This window comes from Gilliamella sp. W8145 (assembly GCF_016101145.1).
Lineage (GTDB): Bacteria > Pseudomonadota > Gammaproteobacteria > Enterobacterales > Orbaceae > Gilliamella > Gilliamella apis_A.
Map to the genome: position 1 here is coordinate 1,551,163 of NZ_JACFRC010000001.1, position 17,370 is coordinate 1,568,532.

Here is a 17,370-nt window from a genome sequence, read left to right on the forward strand (position 1 = left end):
AATATACAATGAAAGAAATGATCAATAATTTTCAAGTTTTACTTGTTCTTTATGATAAAGGTAATAGGCCCCTCGAGAAACCATTCGAAGTTGAAAAATAAGATCTTCTATTAATTTTTGACGCTGAATACTATCAAAGTCAAGCGCTTCAGCACCAGCATTAAAAGCAATGGTAACCATCGCTTCTGCTTGAGCTTCATTATAATGATGTGGCATTTGATTAGCATGATCTAAATAGTCAACAAGCTCGACGATAAAATGCTGAATTTCACGAGCAATCGCCGATCGAAAATCAGAAGATGTTCCGGCTTTTTCGCGCAGCAATAATAGAAATACTTTAGGGTTTTTATCTATAAATTCAATAAAGGTGGTTACAGAAGTCCGAAGCACACTGCCACCTTTTTCGATACGTTTTCGAGCTTGTCTTAACAATTGGCGAAGCGTTAAACCGCTTTCATCAACCATCGCTAAACCTAATTCATCCATATCACGAAAATGTCGATAAAATGAGGTGGCGGCAATACCAGCTTCACGAGCAACCTCACGCAAACTTAAACTTGCAAAACCCTGTTCAGCATTAAGTTGATTAAACGCAGCATCAATTAAACTTCGACGAGTTCTTTCCTTTTGCTGCGCTCTGATACCACCGGTTTTAATGTTTTTCATTTTCAAAATTCAGCATGATAAAAATATAAGTTATCAGTTTGTTTGCCCTAATAATCGCTCTTTTTCTGCAAATACTTTTGGCATATGATCGCGAATAGTTTTAGCTATAGTTTCATACCGAGCTCTTAGTGGAGAACCTGGTCGATAAATCAAAGCAATACTTCGCGTCGGTATAGGATCACAACAAGGAATATAACAAATATTATCGCGAGTACGCTCATTCGGTGCTGCCAACTCTGGAAATAAGGTAATACCTCGTCCAGCAGATATCATACTACGCAATGTTTCTAAACTTGTTGCTTTAAATTGTTTATCTTCATCGATTCCGACTTGAAAACAATATCCCATTGCGTGTTCACGCAAACAGTGACCATCTTCTAACATTAAAAATTTTTGCCCTTTTAAATTAGAAAGTTTAACTGTTTGTTTAGTGGCTAATTCGTCATTTGCAGGAACCGCTAAAAACATTGGTTCATTAAATAACGGTAATTCAATAAATTGTGCCGTTTCTTTTACTTGAGCAATAATCGCACAATCCAGTTTTCCACTCTCAAGTTGAGCAACAATGTTGGCTGTTTGAGCTTCATGCAAATAAAGTTCTAATTGAGGAAAAGATTCATGTAATACCGTAATTACATGCGGTAATAAATAGGGTGCAATGGTAGGAATCAAACCTATATGCATCGGGCCAGACATCTCTTCACCTTGACGGCTAGCCATCTCTTTTAAAATTTGTATATTACGTAAAATTTCTTTGGCTTGCTCAACAAGCATCATGCCAGTTTGGGTAAATAACACTTTGCGACTAGTTCGCTCAAGTAACATTACACCTAATTCGTCTTCAAGTTTTCTGATTTGACCACTTAATGTTGGTTGACTAACATTACAAGCATCTGCTGCTTTACGAAAGTGCCGAAATTCAGCTAACGATACAAAATATTCCAAATCACGAATATTCATAGTGTCCCCAAAAAATTATCAGTTAATGGTTATATACTCAGAAATCTAATAAATAGATATAAAAAACTACTGTTTTTCGGATAAAAATCATTTATAAAATAAGAGTATCAAATTCAGTAAAATTAATTAGTTATTTAAATACAGATAAAATCTGTTGTTATGCATAATTTCTTGATGCTTAATAGGCTAATTTCATTAATTGTACTATATAAACTGCTATTGTTGATAATTATGTTTAAAAAATCAAATAGAATCTTTAATGATTATAAACTATATCTCTTTATTCTACTTACCATAACCATATTAAGAAAAATGGAAAGTTAACCGTAATTACGATATAATCGCGCGCTAGATTGCTATATAGACTATTATTAATTTGAGGTGTGCTATTTTTAAACAAGTTTCTCGCTTTTATCGTAAAATGTTTCAGCATGAAGAACAGCAAAAATCACACTATGTCTGCATTTCTCGTAATGAACATAATATTTCTCGCAAAAATATAAGCGAAAATGCCTTAAAAGTTCTTTATCGCTTAAATAAACAAGGATATGAAGCTTATCTAGTTGGTGGATGTATTAGAGATCTTCTCTTAGGTAAAAAACCTAAGGACTTTGATATTGCCACAAATGCTACTCCTGAACAAATTCAAAAGGTGTTTCGTAATTGTCGATTAATTGGAAGACGTTTTCGCCTCGCCCATATTATGTTCGGTAAAGAGATAATTGAAGTTGCTACTTTTCGTGGTGACCATGATGATCAAAGTGAACAGGCCAATATCTCTAAACGATCGCAATCTGGCATGCTATTACGTGACAATGTATATGGTACGATTGAACAAGATGCTATTCGCCGTGACTTCACAATGAACGCCCTTTATTACAATGTTAAAGACTTTACTATTCGTGATTACTGTGGCGGATTAAAAGATCTAAAAAATGGTGTTATTCGATTAATTGGCGATCCGCAAACAAGGTATCGTGAAGATCCGGTTAGAATGTTAAGAACAATTCGTTTCGCGGCAAAACTTAACATGAAAATTGATCAAGCATCGGCAGATCCCATAAAAAAACTTGCTCCATTATTAAAAAATATTCCATCAGCACGACTTTTTGATGAATCTCTAAAATTATTGCAATCTGGTCATGGTTACAACACTTATATTTTATTAAAACAGTACCAACTATTTGAACAACTTTTTCCAGTGATTGAACGCTTATTTGTACAAAATAATAATAGTAATTTGGAAAAAATTATTGCTCACGTATTAAAAAATACTGATTATCGAATAGAAAATAAGCAACGTGTCAATCCAGCTTTTTTATACGCTGCCTTTTTTTGGTATCCAATTATAGAACAGACTCAGATTAACTGTATTGAAAGTGGTTTACAGTATTATGATTCTTTTTCTATGGCTATTAATGATGTGCTAAGCGAACAGTGTCGAATTATCGCAATACCAAAACGATTAACAAATGTAATGAGTGACATTTGGCGCTTACAATTAAGAATGAAAAAACGTGAAGGGAAACGTGCCTTTGCGATTTTGGAACATCCAAAATTTCGTGCCGCTTATGATTTACTAGAAATGAGATCATCTATCGAAAAAGGTGAATTGTTAGATTTAGCCAAATGGTGGGATGAATTTCAACATGTATCCACCGAAAGAAAAATATCTATGGTTAAACAGATTGGTAAAAGCAATAAACGGCGTATTAAACGTTAATTTTCATTCGCACTTTTGTAAATAACCGCTATAATGTTTTAATTAAAATAATCATAATTACACTCTAATCATTGATGAAAAAATTATCACTCTCTCTTATTGCTATAGCTGTTACATTTTCTCTGTATAATTATGATAGTACTAGCTATGCAATTGGCATACCTAAAAACGTTACGAGCAATCCTCAGTGTCTTATTAATGTACCAAAATTTGAGCGACCAATAGTAAATGGTGATATAAATACATTACCGGTTAATGCAGAAGCTGATGAGTTTAAAGCGATTTATCCTAATTTAGCTATTTATAGTGGCGACGTGTATGTTGAACAAGGTAATCGCACCGTTCAAGCTGATAAAGTAACTATTGATTCTAAAGATGCAAATAACCGAGTGGCAATATTAGATGGAAATATCACTTATCAAGATAACTTGATAAAAATGAAAGGTCGTCATGCAGCGATAAATCTTAATAATAATGATTCAAATATGAATCCCAGTGAATATCATTTAGTTGATCGGCTTGGACGTGGTAAAGCCGATGAAATGAAACTGGAGAAAAATCGCTATATTATTCTAAAAAATGGTAGTTTTACTTCTTGCCCTGTAGATGATAGTACTTGGAATATTAAAGGTACTACAGTAATTCATGATAACGAAGAACAATTACTAGAAGCATGGAATGCGGTATTTAGCATCGGCAAAGTTCCCGTTTTATATTCACCTTATTTACAATTACCAACCGGCAATAAAAGACGTTCAGGTTTATTAATGCCAACTTTTGGTTATGACAGTATCGATGGTATTGATTTTGCTTTACCTTTTTATTGGAATATCGCACCAAATTATGATGCCACATTAACACCAAGAGTTTTACAACATCGTGGTGTACAATTACAGACTGAATTTCGCTATTTAAATCAATTAGGCTTAGGAACTATCGTTTTTGACTGGTTACAGCATGATAGTAAATATAGTGAAGATAGAAAAAAATCATTGAATGGCAATAAGTATGATGATAATCGTAATCGATGGTTATTCCATTGGAAAAATGACGAATTAATAAATTATAATTGGCGCTTATATACTGATGTTACACGTGTCAGTGATAATCAGTATTTAACTGATCTTAGCTCTAACTATGCCTCTCAGACAGATGGATATTTAACGCAATTTTATAAGTTAGCCTATAATGATGAAAATTGGGATGTAGCTTTAGGTTACAAACATTTTCAACCATTTCACAATAATAACCTTTACCAAACCCAGCCACAATTCGATATTAACTATTATAATTACGACCTGGGCCCACTAAAATTCAAAACATTTGCACAAGTATCTCACTTTATAAATGCCACAAAAGATAAACCTAATGCATGGCGAACCCATATTGAACCAACACTTAATTATACAGTAACTAATTCTTGGGCATCATTAGCAACAGAAACTGGCGTTATGGCGACTCATTACAAACAACAAAATCTTAAAAGATATAATCGGTTAACCAAAAATTTAGATAAAAAGTTAGATAGTAGTGTAAATCGTTTTATGCCTAAATTTAGTCTGGATGGTAAAGTTATTTTCGAACGTGACATTGAGTTTATGAATGATTATACCCAAACACTTGAACCACGTATTAAATATACTTATATTCCCTATCGCAATCAATCCAATATCGATAACTATGACTCAAGTTATTTACAGACGGATTACGTTGGATTATTTAGAGATTTGGCATACAGCGGTTTAGATCGGATAGCCTCGACTAACAAACTTGCTACAGGGGTAACCACACGTTTTTATGATAGTAATAAAATTGAAAAGTTCAATTTATCTCTTGGTCAAATTACTTATTTCACTAAATCTAAAACTAGTGAGCACAATAATGAATTAGATAAAAATTCAGATACGGGTAGTATTACATGGGCAACAGATAATTTTTGGCGTATAAGTAATGATATTATTTTTCGTAGTGGCATCCAATATGATACCCGAATTGACACCATTGCCTTAGCCAACACCACCTTTGAGTATCGACCAAGCGGTGATAAATTAATGCAATTATCTTATCGATATGCAAACCATAATTATATTACTACTGTAGATGACAGATATAAAGATTCATCAGAAAAACGCTATAAACAAGATCTATCTCAAGCCGGTATTATGGCTAGTTGGCCATTATCTGAAACAGTGAGTGCTGTCGGTTCATATTATTATGATATGAAACAGAATCAAATTGCAGATAGCTTTATTGGTTTACATTATAGTGATTGTTGCTGGGGAGTGACGATGCAATATGGCCGAAAGCTAACCGATTGGGATGAAACAACCCGTGTGAGCAAATACAAAAATAAATTTTCGATTAACTTTGAATTACAAGGTTTAGGAAATAATCGAGATAGCAACGCCAAAATGTTAGATTTTGGTAAGTTACCTTATACATCAACATTTGAATAAACTAACCAATACATTTATAGTGATAAATTGATATCACAACAATATAATGAGTTAAATAAATATGAAATTATTAAAACTTTTTATTGCATTAAACTTAAGTATTAACGTAGCACTGTTTACACCAATTTCTGCTCATGCTGCTCCAAAAGTTATAGAGCAAGTTGCCGCAGTGGTTAATAATAATGTCATTTTAGAAAGTGACGTTAATGATATGTTAAAAACCATTAAAGCTAGTGCCGACCCAAGAACTTTACCTAGTGACAAAGTGCTCCGAAAACAAATCATCGATCGGTTAATAGTTGAAAATTTAATTTTACAAAGGGCTGCTAAAGCCAAAATTACTATTAGTGATGATGAAATAACTGGTGCAATTGATGGTATCGCTGCTGAAAATGGCATGACAATCGATCAACTACGAAGTAGATTATCAGCAATGGGAATTAGCTATAGTACTTATCGAGAACGCATTCATAATGATATGTTGATTGAGCAAGCTCGTATGCATGAGGTTAGACCAAGAATCAAAGTTTCACCTCGAGAAGTAGAACAATTAACCAAGACAATGACAAATCAACCAACCAACAATATTGATGTCAAAATTAGTCATATTTTAATTTCTATTCCAGAAAAAGCATCTAAACAACAAGTTGACAGTGCCACAAATAAAGCCATGGATATTATTAATCGAGCAAAAAAAGGGGAAAATTTTGCTAAATTAGCCACATCATATTCTAATGATGACCTAGCCCTAAAAGGTGGTTCTATGGGTTGGCGAAAACTCAATGAACTACCGACTATCTTTGAAGAACGTCTGATTCGTGCAGCAAAAGGTAGTGTAATTGGACCTATCCGTTCAGGCGTTGGAATTCATATAATAAAAGTTGATGATACTCGTTCTGAAGCGCCGAAAAAAATTACTCTTCAAGAAGTGAATGCTCGACATATATTAATTAAAACTAACGTATTAGTTACCGATCAAGTTGCTAAACAAAAATTAACTGATATCCGTAAAGCCATTACTAGTGGAGCAACCACATTCGCAGCGGCGGCAAAAGCGAATTCTGAAGACACCGGTTCTAAAGACAATGGCGGTAATTTAGGCTGGAATAGACCTGAAGTTTATGATAATGGTTTTAAAAGTGCATTATTACAATTGAAAAAAGGTGAAATCAGTCAACCAATAAGATCATCTTACGGTTGGCATTTAATTCAACTAATTGATACCAGACAGACTGACGGTACTAATATGGTTAAAAAAGATCAAGCTTACCGACTTATTTTTAACCGAAAATTTGCCGAGGAAGCACAAGTTTGGATTCAAGAACTTAAAGGTGATGCTTATATTAAAATTACAGGTGAAGGAAAGAATGAATAGTCGTGTTCATCAAGGGCATTTTGCTCGCAAACGATTCGGTCAAAATTTTCTACATGATGATTATATTATTGAAAGTATTGTTGCAGCGATACAACCTAAACAAGGGCAAGCTTTAGTTGAAATAGGCCCAGGACTTGCTGCATTGACTATACCGGTAAGTAAACATGTTGATCATCTAACTGTGATAGAAATTGATAGGGATTTAGCTAGTCGATTGGTCGAAAATCCTTTTTTACAAAATAAAATTAGTGTGATTGAACAAGATGCATTAACATTTGATTTTAATCTATTATTCGAGCAATTAGGTCAGCAATTAAGAGTATTTGGTAACTTACCTTACAATATTTCGACGCCCTTAATGTTTCATTTATTTGAATACGCGCCTATTATTGCTGATATGCATTTTATGTTACAAAAAGAGGTAGTTACTCGTCTAGTTGCAGCGCCAAATAGTAAAGATTATGGCCGTTTAAGTGTGATGGCACAATATTACTGCCAAATTATCCCTGTTTTAGAAGTGCCACCAACTTCTTTTAAACCCGCGCCTAAAGTTGACTCCGCTGTAGTGAAACTAATCCCTTATAAGCAAAAACCTTATTTAGTTAATGATGTCAAAGTACTTTCACGTATTACTACAGAAGCATTTAATCAAAGACGTAAAACCATACGCAATAGCTTAGGTAATTTATTTACGGCAGAACAAATGCTCGAATTAGATATTGACCCTAATTTACGGGCGGAAAATTTGACGGTAAAACAATATTGTCTATTGGCAAACGCTTGGAAATAATCTTATGGCAAATCTAATAATTGGTGATATTCATGGTTGTTATGATGAATTTATGCGTTTACTTGAAAAAGCAGGTTTTTCATCATCGGATACGTTATGGTTAACTGGTGATTTAGTTGCTAGGGGGCCTAAATCACTGGAAGTTATTAGATTTGTTAAACAAAATAGCGAACAAATTAGATTAGTGTTAGGTAATCATGATTTACATCTGTTATCAATCTATGCCAATGTTACCCCTCCTAAAAAGAAAGATAACCTTGATAAATTAATTCATGCACATGATTTGGATGAATTAATGAACTGGTTACGTAAACAACCACTAGTCCAAATAGATGAAAAATTAAAACTTATTATGACTCATGCAGGCGTCTCGCCACAATGGGATATGGAAACATTAAAAAAATGTGCCCATGATCTAAATGTCATTTTAAGCAGTGATTCCTATCCACTTTTTCTTGACAAAATGTATGGTAATTTTCCTGATGAGTGGTCAATGGATCTACAAGGATTAGATCGACTACGATTTATTGCCAATGCATTAACGCGAATGCGTTATTGCTACGAAGATGGCCGACTCGATTTTTATTACAAAAATCAACCCGATCAAGTTCCCTCAAAGCTTAAACCTTGGTTTGCTCTGCCAAGAAAAATCCCCTCAGATTATAGTATAGCTTTTGGTCATTGGGCAGCACTGAATGGAAAAGGCACGCCTGAAAATATTTACGCGCTTGATACAGGATGTTGTTGGGGTGGCAAATTAACTTGTTTACGATTTGAAGACAAAAAATACTTCAAAAAGAGAAATATAGAAACTAATTAAATTAGAAAAAGGCTATTTTATTATGTCTGCACTATCTGTTATCAAATCAATTTGGAAAATTATCAATTTAATCAGAGAAATTTTTCTTAATCTCGTTTTCTTAATCATTATTCTATTGATTTTTAGTGGTATCGCATTAATAAAAGAAGTAAACAAGCAAGATGTCATTCCTCAATCAGGCACTTTAATTATGGATCTTGAGGGTGTTGTCGTTGACAACTCACTTTATAGTGATGAAATTTATGAAATACAAGATAAGATTTATGGCAAAAGAGTAAATCTATCTCGTGAAAATAGCTTATTTGATTTAGTGCAAAAGATATCTCAAGCCACATCAGATCCTAATATTAAAAGTATGGTATTGAAATTAGATAATTTTGTTGGTGCTGACATGAGTTCTCTACAATATATTGGAAAATATTTAACGAAATTCAAAGCAGCTAATAAACCTATTTATGCCATTGGTTCAAACTTTAATCAAAGTCAATATTATTTAGCCAGTTATGCTAATAAAATATACTTAACGCCATTAGGCGCTGTAAGTGTATTTGGATTATCAGCCAATAACTTATATTACAAAACATTATTAGATAATTTAAAGATAAATACTCATGTTTTTCGTGTTGGTACTTATAAATCTGCTATTGAACCGTTCATTCGAGACAATATGTCGGATGAAGCCAGAAGCAACACCTCTCGATGGTTAAATCTAATGTGGAATAACTACCTTGGTGATATTTCAGAAGAACGAAAAAAAGCACCGACACAATTAATACCATTACCTGAAGACATGTTATCAGAATTAAAAGCAGCTAATGGCAACATGGCACAATACGCTTTAGCAAATGGTTTGATTGATGCAATAGCGACTAATCACGAGTTCGAACTTGAAATCAATATAAAAAATAGAGTAAGTATTTATGATTACCAGCTGAAAGAAAATGCTAAACCAGCAACTGAAGAACCAAAAATAGTCGTTGTTTTTGTTAATGGAACAATTACCAACGGAGAAAATAGCAGCAACGTCGCCGGAAGCCAAGATGTTGTTGCGCAATTAAGAAACATTCGTAAAAATTTAAATAAAAATAATATACAAGCTGTCATACTTAGGGTAAATAGTCCTGGTGGAAGTGTTGATGCTTCAGAAGCAATTCGCAATGAATTAGAGGCTTTACGTAGTTACCAAATTCCGGTGGTTGTCTCCATGGGCGGAATGGCTGCATCTGGCGGTTATTGGATATCAACTGCATCAGACTATATTGTTGCCAGCCCAAATACTATAACCGGATCCATTGGCATCTTCGGTATAGTACCAACCATTGAAAATTCACTTTCTCATATCGGAGTCTATAATGATGGAGTATCAACATCACCGTTAGCAAATAGAAGCATAACTCAGAATTTATCCAATGAAATGAACCAATTTATTCAAATGAATATTGATCATGGTTATCACACTTTTATCTCTTTAGTAGCAAAAGCACGAAATATGACTATCGAACAAGTAGATAATATAGCCCAAGGTCAAGTGTGGCTGGGTTCAGAAGGAAGTAAAAACGGTTTAGTTGATAAATTAGGTGATTTTGATGATGCAATTGAAATGGCAGCCACATTAGCTAATATTTCAGATTACCAAATAGATTGGCAAAAACAAGAAGGTAATTGGATCAATGCTTTATATTCAGATATGATTGCAATGATGCCAAAATCAACAGCAGAAATATTGTTCGAACAACTACCAGAAATAAAACAGATCAAGCAACAAGTTTCGTTCTGGGACAAGTTCCAAGATGGACAAAATCGTTATATTTACTGCATAAACTGTGCTGATATAAAATAATTCAAATAATCCACCATTAAGGTGGATTATTATTTATTCTTATTGTTCTGTTTGGAAAAAATAACGCATATTATTCATTGCAGCATGGATGAGATTATAATTAGGAGTTTCATTTACTTCATTATTATAAGCATCGAAATAATGACTAATACCAAGACGATTAACAAAATAAATGTTGTCTTTAGTCCGTACAGCATAAGAACTATAATTCGACATTAATAACCAATCTCGATTTAATATCGGGCTAAACAAATCATAACCTGTCGAATAATCACTAATATCATTTTCGACATGTAAATAATTCCGCATTATTGTTGGTACTACATCTTCATGACTAGTAAATTTATTTATGTTATCGCTCATGTGTTGAAGATCTTTTGCCCCAACAATAATAAAAGGAACTTTAGTTTGTGCATCAGTATAGTTACCATTATGCCCCCAAAAACCTAGTTTATTGTCATTCATTTCTTGTGAATGGTCACCGGTTATAATAATCAAGGTATTATCTAATGAACCAGACTGTTTGAGTTCATCATAGACTTTTTGCAACAAATAATCATCATAATAGACACTCTGTTTATATCGATTAAAAATTGGGACAGGATCAGTATCGTTACTTAATGTCATGTAATTAAGTTCACCGACAGGTTGGAATTTTATGTCAAAGTTATTAGGAAAATCATAAGCATGTGGAGCATCAAAAAATAAGAATGAAAAACTCGGTTTAGATTGATCTCTAGTTTTATACCAATTTAGCCAATCCTCCGTTAACTGTTTATCTCGACTAGATGCCTTACCATCTCTACTACTAATTCTTAAATTTTTGATAGTCAAAAACGCCGTACGATCAAATTCAGGGGCGGTAACTTTGGCTGAAGTAAATATACCAATATTATAATTTTCTTTTTGCAAAGTGGTTATAAATAACGATGGGATTCGGTTTCTTAAAAAAGCATCCCAATACGTGCCGGGAATACCATAAAAAAGACCAAAAATACCGGTTCGAGTAGCATTACCAGTTGAGTAATGATTATTAAAAATTATGCTATCATTCTGTTTAACAAAACGATAAGTGTTGGGGGAAATATCTGGACTAAAAGAATCATAACGCCAAGAATCTAACACAATAAACATAATGTTAGGTGTTGCTTGATTATCTGGATTAATCATAAGATCTTTTTTAGGGTAATAGATACTTGCATGCTGATTATCCATTTCAATAAGCACTTTACGTTGCCCTGATTTATCAAAATATCCCATTATCTTTTTTGAGGTAAATGGACGATATAAAGGAATATATTCTTTGACAACCATAATCGGAGAATAGGCGTAATAAAAAGCAATCATATGTATCAGATGACTGATAACCAAACAACAAACAAGAAAAACTGTCGGTATAATTAATAATTTAGATCGAATATTATTAAGATTAAATTTCTTATCAAGTAGATAAAGGACTAAATATTCCGTTGCAAAACAAACGAATATTAATAAAGATATTAATAAATAAGTCATAGCTGAAAAATCTACAACCTGACCCGAAAACACCATTGATAATACCGATTCACTGATATGAAATCGATATTGTTGAAAGACAATAGTATCTATATATAAAACAATTTGCAATAAACTGAATATAAGTGCCAAGCAGATATTAGTTATTTTTTTATTTATCCAAAGGATAGGAATAGATAAAACAAAAATTAATAAATAAGCTGAAAAAAAATGACCTAAAACAGCAATAAATGCAAAAAGGCTTCCATCCCAAGTAAACGAAGAACCAGGTACCCAAAAATATCGGATTGCTATTATTGACGAAATTGAAATATTTACTAACAAGAACAAATAAAGTTTTTTCATAGGAATCCATTAGGTAAAAGACTGAAATTTTTTTAATAATAATGTTTTTTTATTTTGATTTATTGCTTTCCGCAAAATTTTTAACAAAAAAACAATAAAAGTATAGAAATTAATATAAAATTAACAAAAAGGGCTCTTTGTAGAGCCCTCTTATAATGTTATGAATGGTTATCTTCGATCAGCAAAGATGCGCAGTAACATGATAAATAAGTTGATAAAGTCAAGATAGAGTGTTAATGCACCTAATATTACATAACGCCTAAACATATTTTGATCATCTTGCGATAAGTTGACTCCCAGTTGTTTAAGTTTTTGCGTATCATAAGCAGTTAATCCGGCAAAAACGAATACGCCAATATAGGTTACCGCCCACATTAAAGGTTCGCTTTGCAAAAATAGATTAACTAGAGATGCTATAACAATACCAATTAATCCCATGAATAAAAAGCCACCAAAACCAGATAAATCTCGTTTAGTCGTATAGCCATAAAATGCTAACGCACTAAACATTCCAGCAGTAATAAAAAAGACACTGGCAATTGAAGATGACGTATAATAAATAAAATATATAGAAAAAGTACAACCATTTATTACTGAATAAAGCATAAATAAAGTTGTTGCTGCAGCACCAGACAAACGATTAATCATTCCTGAAATAACAAATACCAATCCGATTTCAGCAATTAAAAGTACCCACATTACTCGTGATAATAAAATGAGAAACTCATAACTAGTTGATGCGAACCAAGCAACAAAAGCAGTTAAAAGTAAACCAACAGCCATCCAACCATACACTTGACTCATGTATGTTTGTATACGGCTATTAGCACGTTCTATAATTGAACCATTAGGAGTATAACTTGACATCTTTTTCCTCTCATAAAAATAACATAACAACTTTATTATATATTAAATAGGGATTAATACCATTTCTTCAAGGCATTTACATCAGACTGCTTAGCCTCTACCCAATTTTCACCACTAGTAGTTTGTTCTTTCTTCCAAAACGGTGCTTCATTTTTTAATACATCCATAATAAATTCAGTTGCGGCAAAAGCATCTCTGCGATGTGCCGAACTAACACCAACAAAAACAATACTCTCATTAGCATTAATTTTGCCCACACGATGAACTAATGCAACTCGATTAATTGACCATCTATCTCTGGCTTGATGAATAATGTTGCTCAATACTTTTTCCGTCATTTGAGGATAATGTTCCAATGTTAAACAAATCACTTGATTTTCTAAACTACGCACCTTACCCATAAAAGTAACTACGGCACCATCTTGAGGTGACTCGTATAACCATTTTATCAATGAATTTATGTCAATAGCTGATTGGTTAATTTCAATAATATTCATATTATTACCCACCTGTTACCGGTGGAAAAAAAGCAATTTCATCATTCTGTTGAATTATATGATGATAATCAACTAAAGTATGATTTACCGCACATAATACGGTTTTTTCTTTTAAAGCTAATGACCATTTGTCACCCCGTAAACTAAGCTGCTCTAAAAGTTGAGCTATTGAGATTTGATCTACCATTAATTCTAAAGATTCAACGCCTAACAACTCTCTAATTTGTGCAAAAAAATAAATTTTATTCATACTTTTATTGTTCTACTTTGTTTAAATTATATTCGCCTGATTTACCACCAACTTTATTTAATAATTTAACTTGATTGATAATCATATCTTTCTGACTAGCTTTACACATATCATATATCGTTAATGCAGCGACAGAAGCAGCAACTAATGCTTCCATTTCCACACCTGTTTGACCTGTTACCTTACAGATTGATTCAATTCTTACACTATGATTCTCAAATAGAGGTTCAATATTAACCTCTATTTTACTAAGTAGTAATGGATGACAAAGTGGTATTAACTCCCAAGTCCGTTTCGCAGCTTGAATTCCTGCAATTCGAGCTGTCGCAAACACATCACCTTTATGATGTTTTCCTTCAATAATCATATTAAATGTTTCCGCATTCATTAAAACTATTGATTCTGCCCTAGCCTCTCGATGGGTTATCTGTTTTTCTGAAACATCCACCATATGAGCATCACCACGTTGATTAATATGTGAAAATGACGCTGACATTTTTAAACATCCTTAAACATTATATTTTAATTTGTCACTCAAGATAACAAATTTTGTTTATCTATACTACTAGCGTATTCATAAAGTTTTGGATATTTAATTTTGAAATAATTAATTAATCTGCGTAATTTTTGCGAGTTAAATAAAATCTGCGTACAATAGCAATTTTTATAACTGTAATAGTGATTGTTAATGCTGATTGCCCATATAGCCTTACCTGTGCCTCTCTATCAACTGTTTGATTACACACTTAATACGCAAGCTAGAATTGGTATGCGGGTTAAAGTGCCATTTGGTAAACGAGAAATGATTGGAATCATCGTTAAGATTGATCAGCAAACAACTTTTGATATCGAGAATTTAAAATCTATTATAGAAATTATTGATACAAAAAACCTCTTTCCTCAACCAGTCTGGCAATTATTAAATTGGGCAACCAGTTATTATCACTTCCCAATTGGTGAAGTAATATTTCATGCTATGCCGATCCTATTAAGGCAAGGTCGCCCAGCCATCAAAGATGGCATAAAATATTGGCAATTAACACCAAAAGGGCAACAAATTGATTTAAACCTACTATCACGAACACCAAAACAGAAATTATTAATATCTTCACTCAGAAACAACTGTTTGAATGAAAGTGAATTTAATTCTAATATCTATCAAGAATTACAGAAAAAACAGCTTATTGAGCTTGTTTATCGTCAACCTGATAAAATTTGTTGGCATACAGATTATTCAACCAACAAAGCACCGTTCCAATTAAATCACGAACAATTAAATGCAATCACAACTATTAATAAACAAAACAAACAATTTGGTGTATTTTTGCTCGATGGTATAACAGGTTCTGGTAAAACTGAAGTTTATCTAAATATCATTTCTGATGTTTTAGCGCAAGGGAAACAAGCTTTAGTATTAGTACCTGAAATTGGTTTAACTCCACAAACTATCAAACGTTTTAAACAACGTTTTAATGCACCAATTGATATTTTACATTCAGGCCTTACTGATAAGGAACGTTTTGAAGTTTGGTTAAGAAGTAAAGCAGGTGACAATGCTATCGTCGTAGGTACACGATCAGCACTTTTTACTCCATTGCAAGATTTAGGTATCATTATTATTGATGAAGAACATGATAGTTCCTACAAACAACAAGAAGGCTGGCGTTACAATGCCAGAGATTTAGCAATTATCCGAGCTAAAATTGAAAATATACCTATAGTTTTAGGTTCGGCGACCCCTTCTCTTGAAACCATTAATAATGCCCAAAGCCATAAGTATCAGCAAATTAAGCTTACACAACGGGCTGGCAATGCAAGATTAGCCAAACAATCTATTTTAGATATTCGTGGCATGGCTCTGGCTTCTGGGCTTTCCCAGCCATTAATTGCCCATATAAAAGAACATTTAGATAATAATAATCAAGTTATGTTGTTTCTTAATCGTAGGGGATTTGCGCCATTAATCATTTGTCATGATTGTGGTTGGATTGCCGAGTGCCCACGCTGTGATCGGCCTTATACCTTTCATAAAAAACAAAATAGACTAATTTGTCATTATTGTGATACACCTAGAGACATTCCCCAACAATGTCCTAAATGTGGTTCAACGCAATTATTACCTATTGGATTTGGAACAGAACAACTAGAAAAACAACTCAATATATTATTTCCGAATGTAAAAATCACTCGTATTGATCGCGATACAATAACCAAAAAAGAGGCATTAAACACTTACTTACATGACATCCAAGAAGGCGGTGCTCATATTTTAGTTGGTACGCAAATTCTGGCTAAAGGACATCATTTTCCCGATGTTACATTAGTTGGAATAGTGGATGTTGATGGAGCTCTATTTTCAAGTGATTTTAGAGCCACAGAAAGATTTGCACAAATATATACCCAAGTGTCAGGACGAGCTGGTCGGGAAACAAAAGCTGGTGATGTTATTCTACAAACCTATCATCCAGAACATCCATTATTGAATATATTACTAACTCAAGGTTATCAAGCATTTGCCAAGCAAACCTTACAAGAACGCAAGCAAACATTATTACCTCCATTTAGCTATCAAGTGTTAATTCGTGCCGCTGATCGTAATAACCAGCAAGCACCAAAATTTTTACAGCGTATTCATGATTGGCTAAAAGCAAATTATGATCAAAATTTATGGCAACTTGGCCCTATGCCTGCAAGCCAACCGAAAAAAGCGGGCTATAATCGTTGGCAATTACTCTTGCAACATAGCAACCGACAATTATTACAGCAAATATTAGATAATCTTCTTATGAATATCACTCAGTGGAACGAAGCATCAAAAGTAAGATGGAATATTGATGTTGATCCAATTGATAATTAAATAACTCTTCCAACAGGTAATTTGTTGGAAGAGACTAAATTTATAATGTAATTTTTCCTATATTTTTATCAAGTGTTGCTTGACCAATACCTGAAACCTCCTTTAACTGCTCTATAGAAATAAAAGGACCAAATTTTTCTCGATATTCAATAATCTTCTGAGCTTTACTCATACCAATACCAACTAACTCTTTAGTCAATTCTTCAGCTGTTGCGGTGTTGATATTAACTTGAGCAACTTGTTTTTCTACTGCTGTAGTAGTTTCTGATTTTGATTCTGCAAAACAGATAGTTGGAAAAAAGATGCTTGAGAATAAAAAACATAATATTGTAAAAATTTTCATTTGATTAACTCCAAAATAATTATGCAACTAAACTTGCAAGTTAACTATCTCACAACGTTAATAAAA

General features: G+C 33.1%; 15 protein-coding genes. 7 read left to right on the forward strand and 8 right to left on the reverse strand.

Annotated elements, in window-relative coordinates; translation table 11 throughout:
• Window positions 1–21: 21 nt before the first annotated feature.
• Together fabR and oxyR are read right to left on the reverse strand one after the other, a co-directional pair.
• Window positions 22–666, reverse strand: a complete 645-nt coding sequence (fabR, locus tag H3T80_RS06915; protein ID WP_198200922.1) for an HTH-type transcriptional repressor FabR — start codon at window positions 664–666, stop codon at window positions 22–24.
• A 33-nt stretch (window positions 667–699) separates the two neighbouring features.
• Window positions 700–1,626 carry a DNA-binding transcriptional regulator OxyR gene (gene oxyR / locus H3T80_RS06920; RefSeq protein ID WP_198200923.1) on the reverse strand — a complete coding sequence of 309 codons (927 nt, stop codon included), beginning with the start codon at window positions 1,624–1,626 and terminating at the stop codon, window positions 700–702.
• A gap of 421 nt (window positions 1,627–2,047) precedes the next feature.
• On the opposite strand from oxyR, the gene pcnB reads away from it, so the two are divergent.
• The 6 genes from pcnB (at window position 2,048) to sppA (ending at window position 10,630) form a co-directional block, all read left to right on the forward strand.
• Window positions 2,048–3,349: a polynucleotide adenylyltransferase PcnB gene (gene pcnB, locus H3T80_RS06925; protein ID WP_232350113.1), complete on the forward strand. Its 1,302-nt coding sequence runs from the start codon at window positions 2,048–2,050 to the stop codon at window positions 3,347–3,349.
• A gap of 74 nt (window positions 3,350–3,423) precedes the next feature.
• Window positions 3,424–5,805 (forward strand): LPS assembly protein LptD, encoded by a 2,382-nt coding sequence (gene lptD / locus H3T80_RS06930; RefSeq protein WP_198200924.1) that lies wholly within the window; start codon window positions 3,424–3,426, stop codon window positions 5,803–5,805.
• A 61-nt stretch (window positions 5,806–5,866) separates the two neighbouring features.
• On the forward strand, window positions 5,867–7,180 hold the full coding sequence (gene surA, locus H3T80_RS06935) for a peptidylprolyl isomerase SurA (RefSeq protein WP_198200925.1): 1,314 nt from the start codon (window positions 5,867–5,869) through the stop codon (window positions 7,178–7,180).
• A complete protein-coding gene (gene rsmA / locus H3T80_RS06940; protein WP_198200927.1) occupies window positions 7,173–7,970 on the forward strand; it encodes a 16S rRNA (adenine(1518)-N(6)/adenine(1519)-N(6))-dimethyltransferase RsmA in 798 nt (265 codons plus the stop codon). The genes surA and rsmA overlap by 8 nt, the downstream gene beginning before the upstream one ends.
• 4 nt (window positions 7,971–7,974) lie before the next feature.
• Entirely contained in the window at window positions 7,975–8,790 is an 816-nt protein-coding gene (gene apaH, locus H3T80_RS06945; protein ID WP_198200928.1) for a bis(5'-nucleosyl)-tetraphosphatase (symmetrical) ApaH, read from the forward strand.
• 22 nt (window positions 8,791–8,812) lie between these two features.
• Window positions 8,813–10,630, forward strand: a complete 1,818-nt coding sequence (gene sppA / locus H3T80_RS06950; protein WP_198200930.1) for a signal peptide peptidase SppA — start codon at window positions 8,813–8,815, stop codon at window positions 10,628–10,630.
• 39 nt (window positions 10,631–10,669) lie between these two features.
• Here the strand turns inward: sppA and H3T80_RS06955 are convergent, their stop codons facing one another.
• The 5 genes from H3T80_RS06955 to moaC form a co-directional block, all read right to left on the reverse strand.
• Window positions 10,670–12,490: a sulfatase-like hydrolase/transferase gene (locus H3T80_RS06955; protein WP_198200932.1), complete on the reverse strand. Its 1,821-nt coding sequence runs from the start codon at window positions 12,488–12,490 to the stop codon at window positions 10,670–10,672.
• A gap of 168 nt (window positions 12,491–12,658) precedes the next feature.
• Entirely contained in the window at window positions 12,659–13,357 is a 699-nt protein-coding gene (locus H3T80_RS06960; RefSeq protein ID WP_198200934.1) for a Bax inhibitor-1/YccA family protein, read from the reverse strand.
• A gap of 53 nt (window positions 13,358–13,410) precedes the next feature.
• Window positions 13,411–13,854, reverse strand: coding sequence for a molybdopterin synthase catalytic subunit MoaE (gene moaE, locus H3T80_RS06965; protein ID WP_198200936.1), 444 nt, complete (start codon window positions 13,852–13,854; stop codon window positions 13,411–13,413).
• 4 nt (window positions 13,855–13,858) lie between these two features.
• Window positions 13,859–14,104: a molybdopterin synthase sulfur carrier subunit gene (gene moaD / locus H3T80_RS06970; RefSeq protein WP_034904250.1), complete on the reverse strand. Its 246-nt coding sequence runs from the start codon at window positions 14,102–14,104 to the stop codon at window positions 13,859–13,861.
• Window positions 14,105–14,108: 4 nt separating this feature from the next.
• Complete coding sequence (moaC, locus tag H3T80_RS06975; RefSeq protein WP_198200937.1) at window positions 14,109–14,600, reverse strand: cyclic pyranopterin monophosphate synthase MoaC; 492 nt, start codon at window positions 14,598–14,600, stop codon at window positions 14,109–14,111.
• 192 nt (window positions 14,601–14,792) lie between these two features.
• Between moaC and priA the strand changes: the two genes are divergently transcribed.
• Window positions 14,793–16,961, forward strand: a complete 2,169-nt coding sequence (gene priA, locus H3T80_RS06980; RefSeq protein WP_198200938.1) for a primosomal protein N' — start codon at window positions 14,793–14,795, stop codon at window positions 16,959–16,961.
• 40 nt (window positions 16,962–17,001) lie between these two features.
• On the opposite strand, the gene H3T80_RS06985 is transcribed toward priA, so the two are convergent.
• Window positions 17,002–17,304 (reverse strand): ComEA family DNA-binding protein, encoded by a 303-nt coding sequence (locus H3T80_RS06985; RefSeq protein WP_110447133.1) that lies wholly within the window; start codon window positions 17,302–17,304, stop codon window positions 17,002–17,004.
• Between the last annotated feature and the right edge of the window lie 66 nt (window positions 17,305–17,370).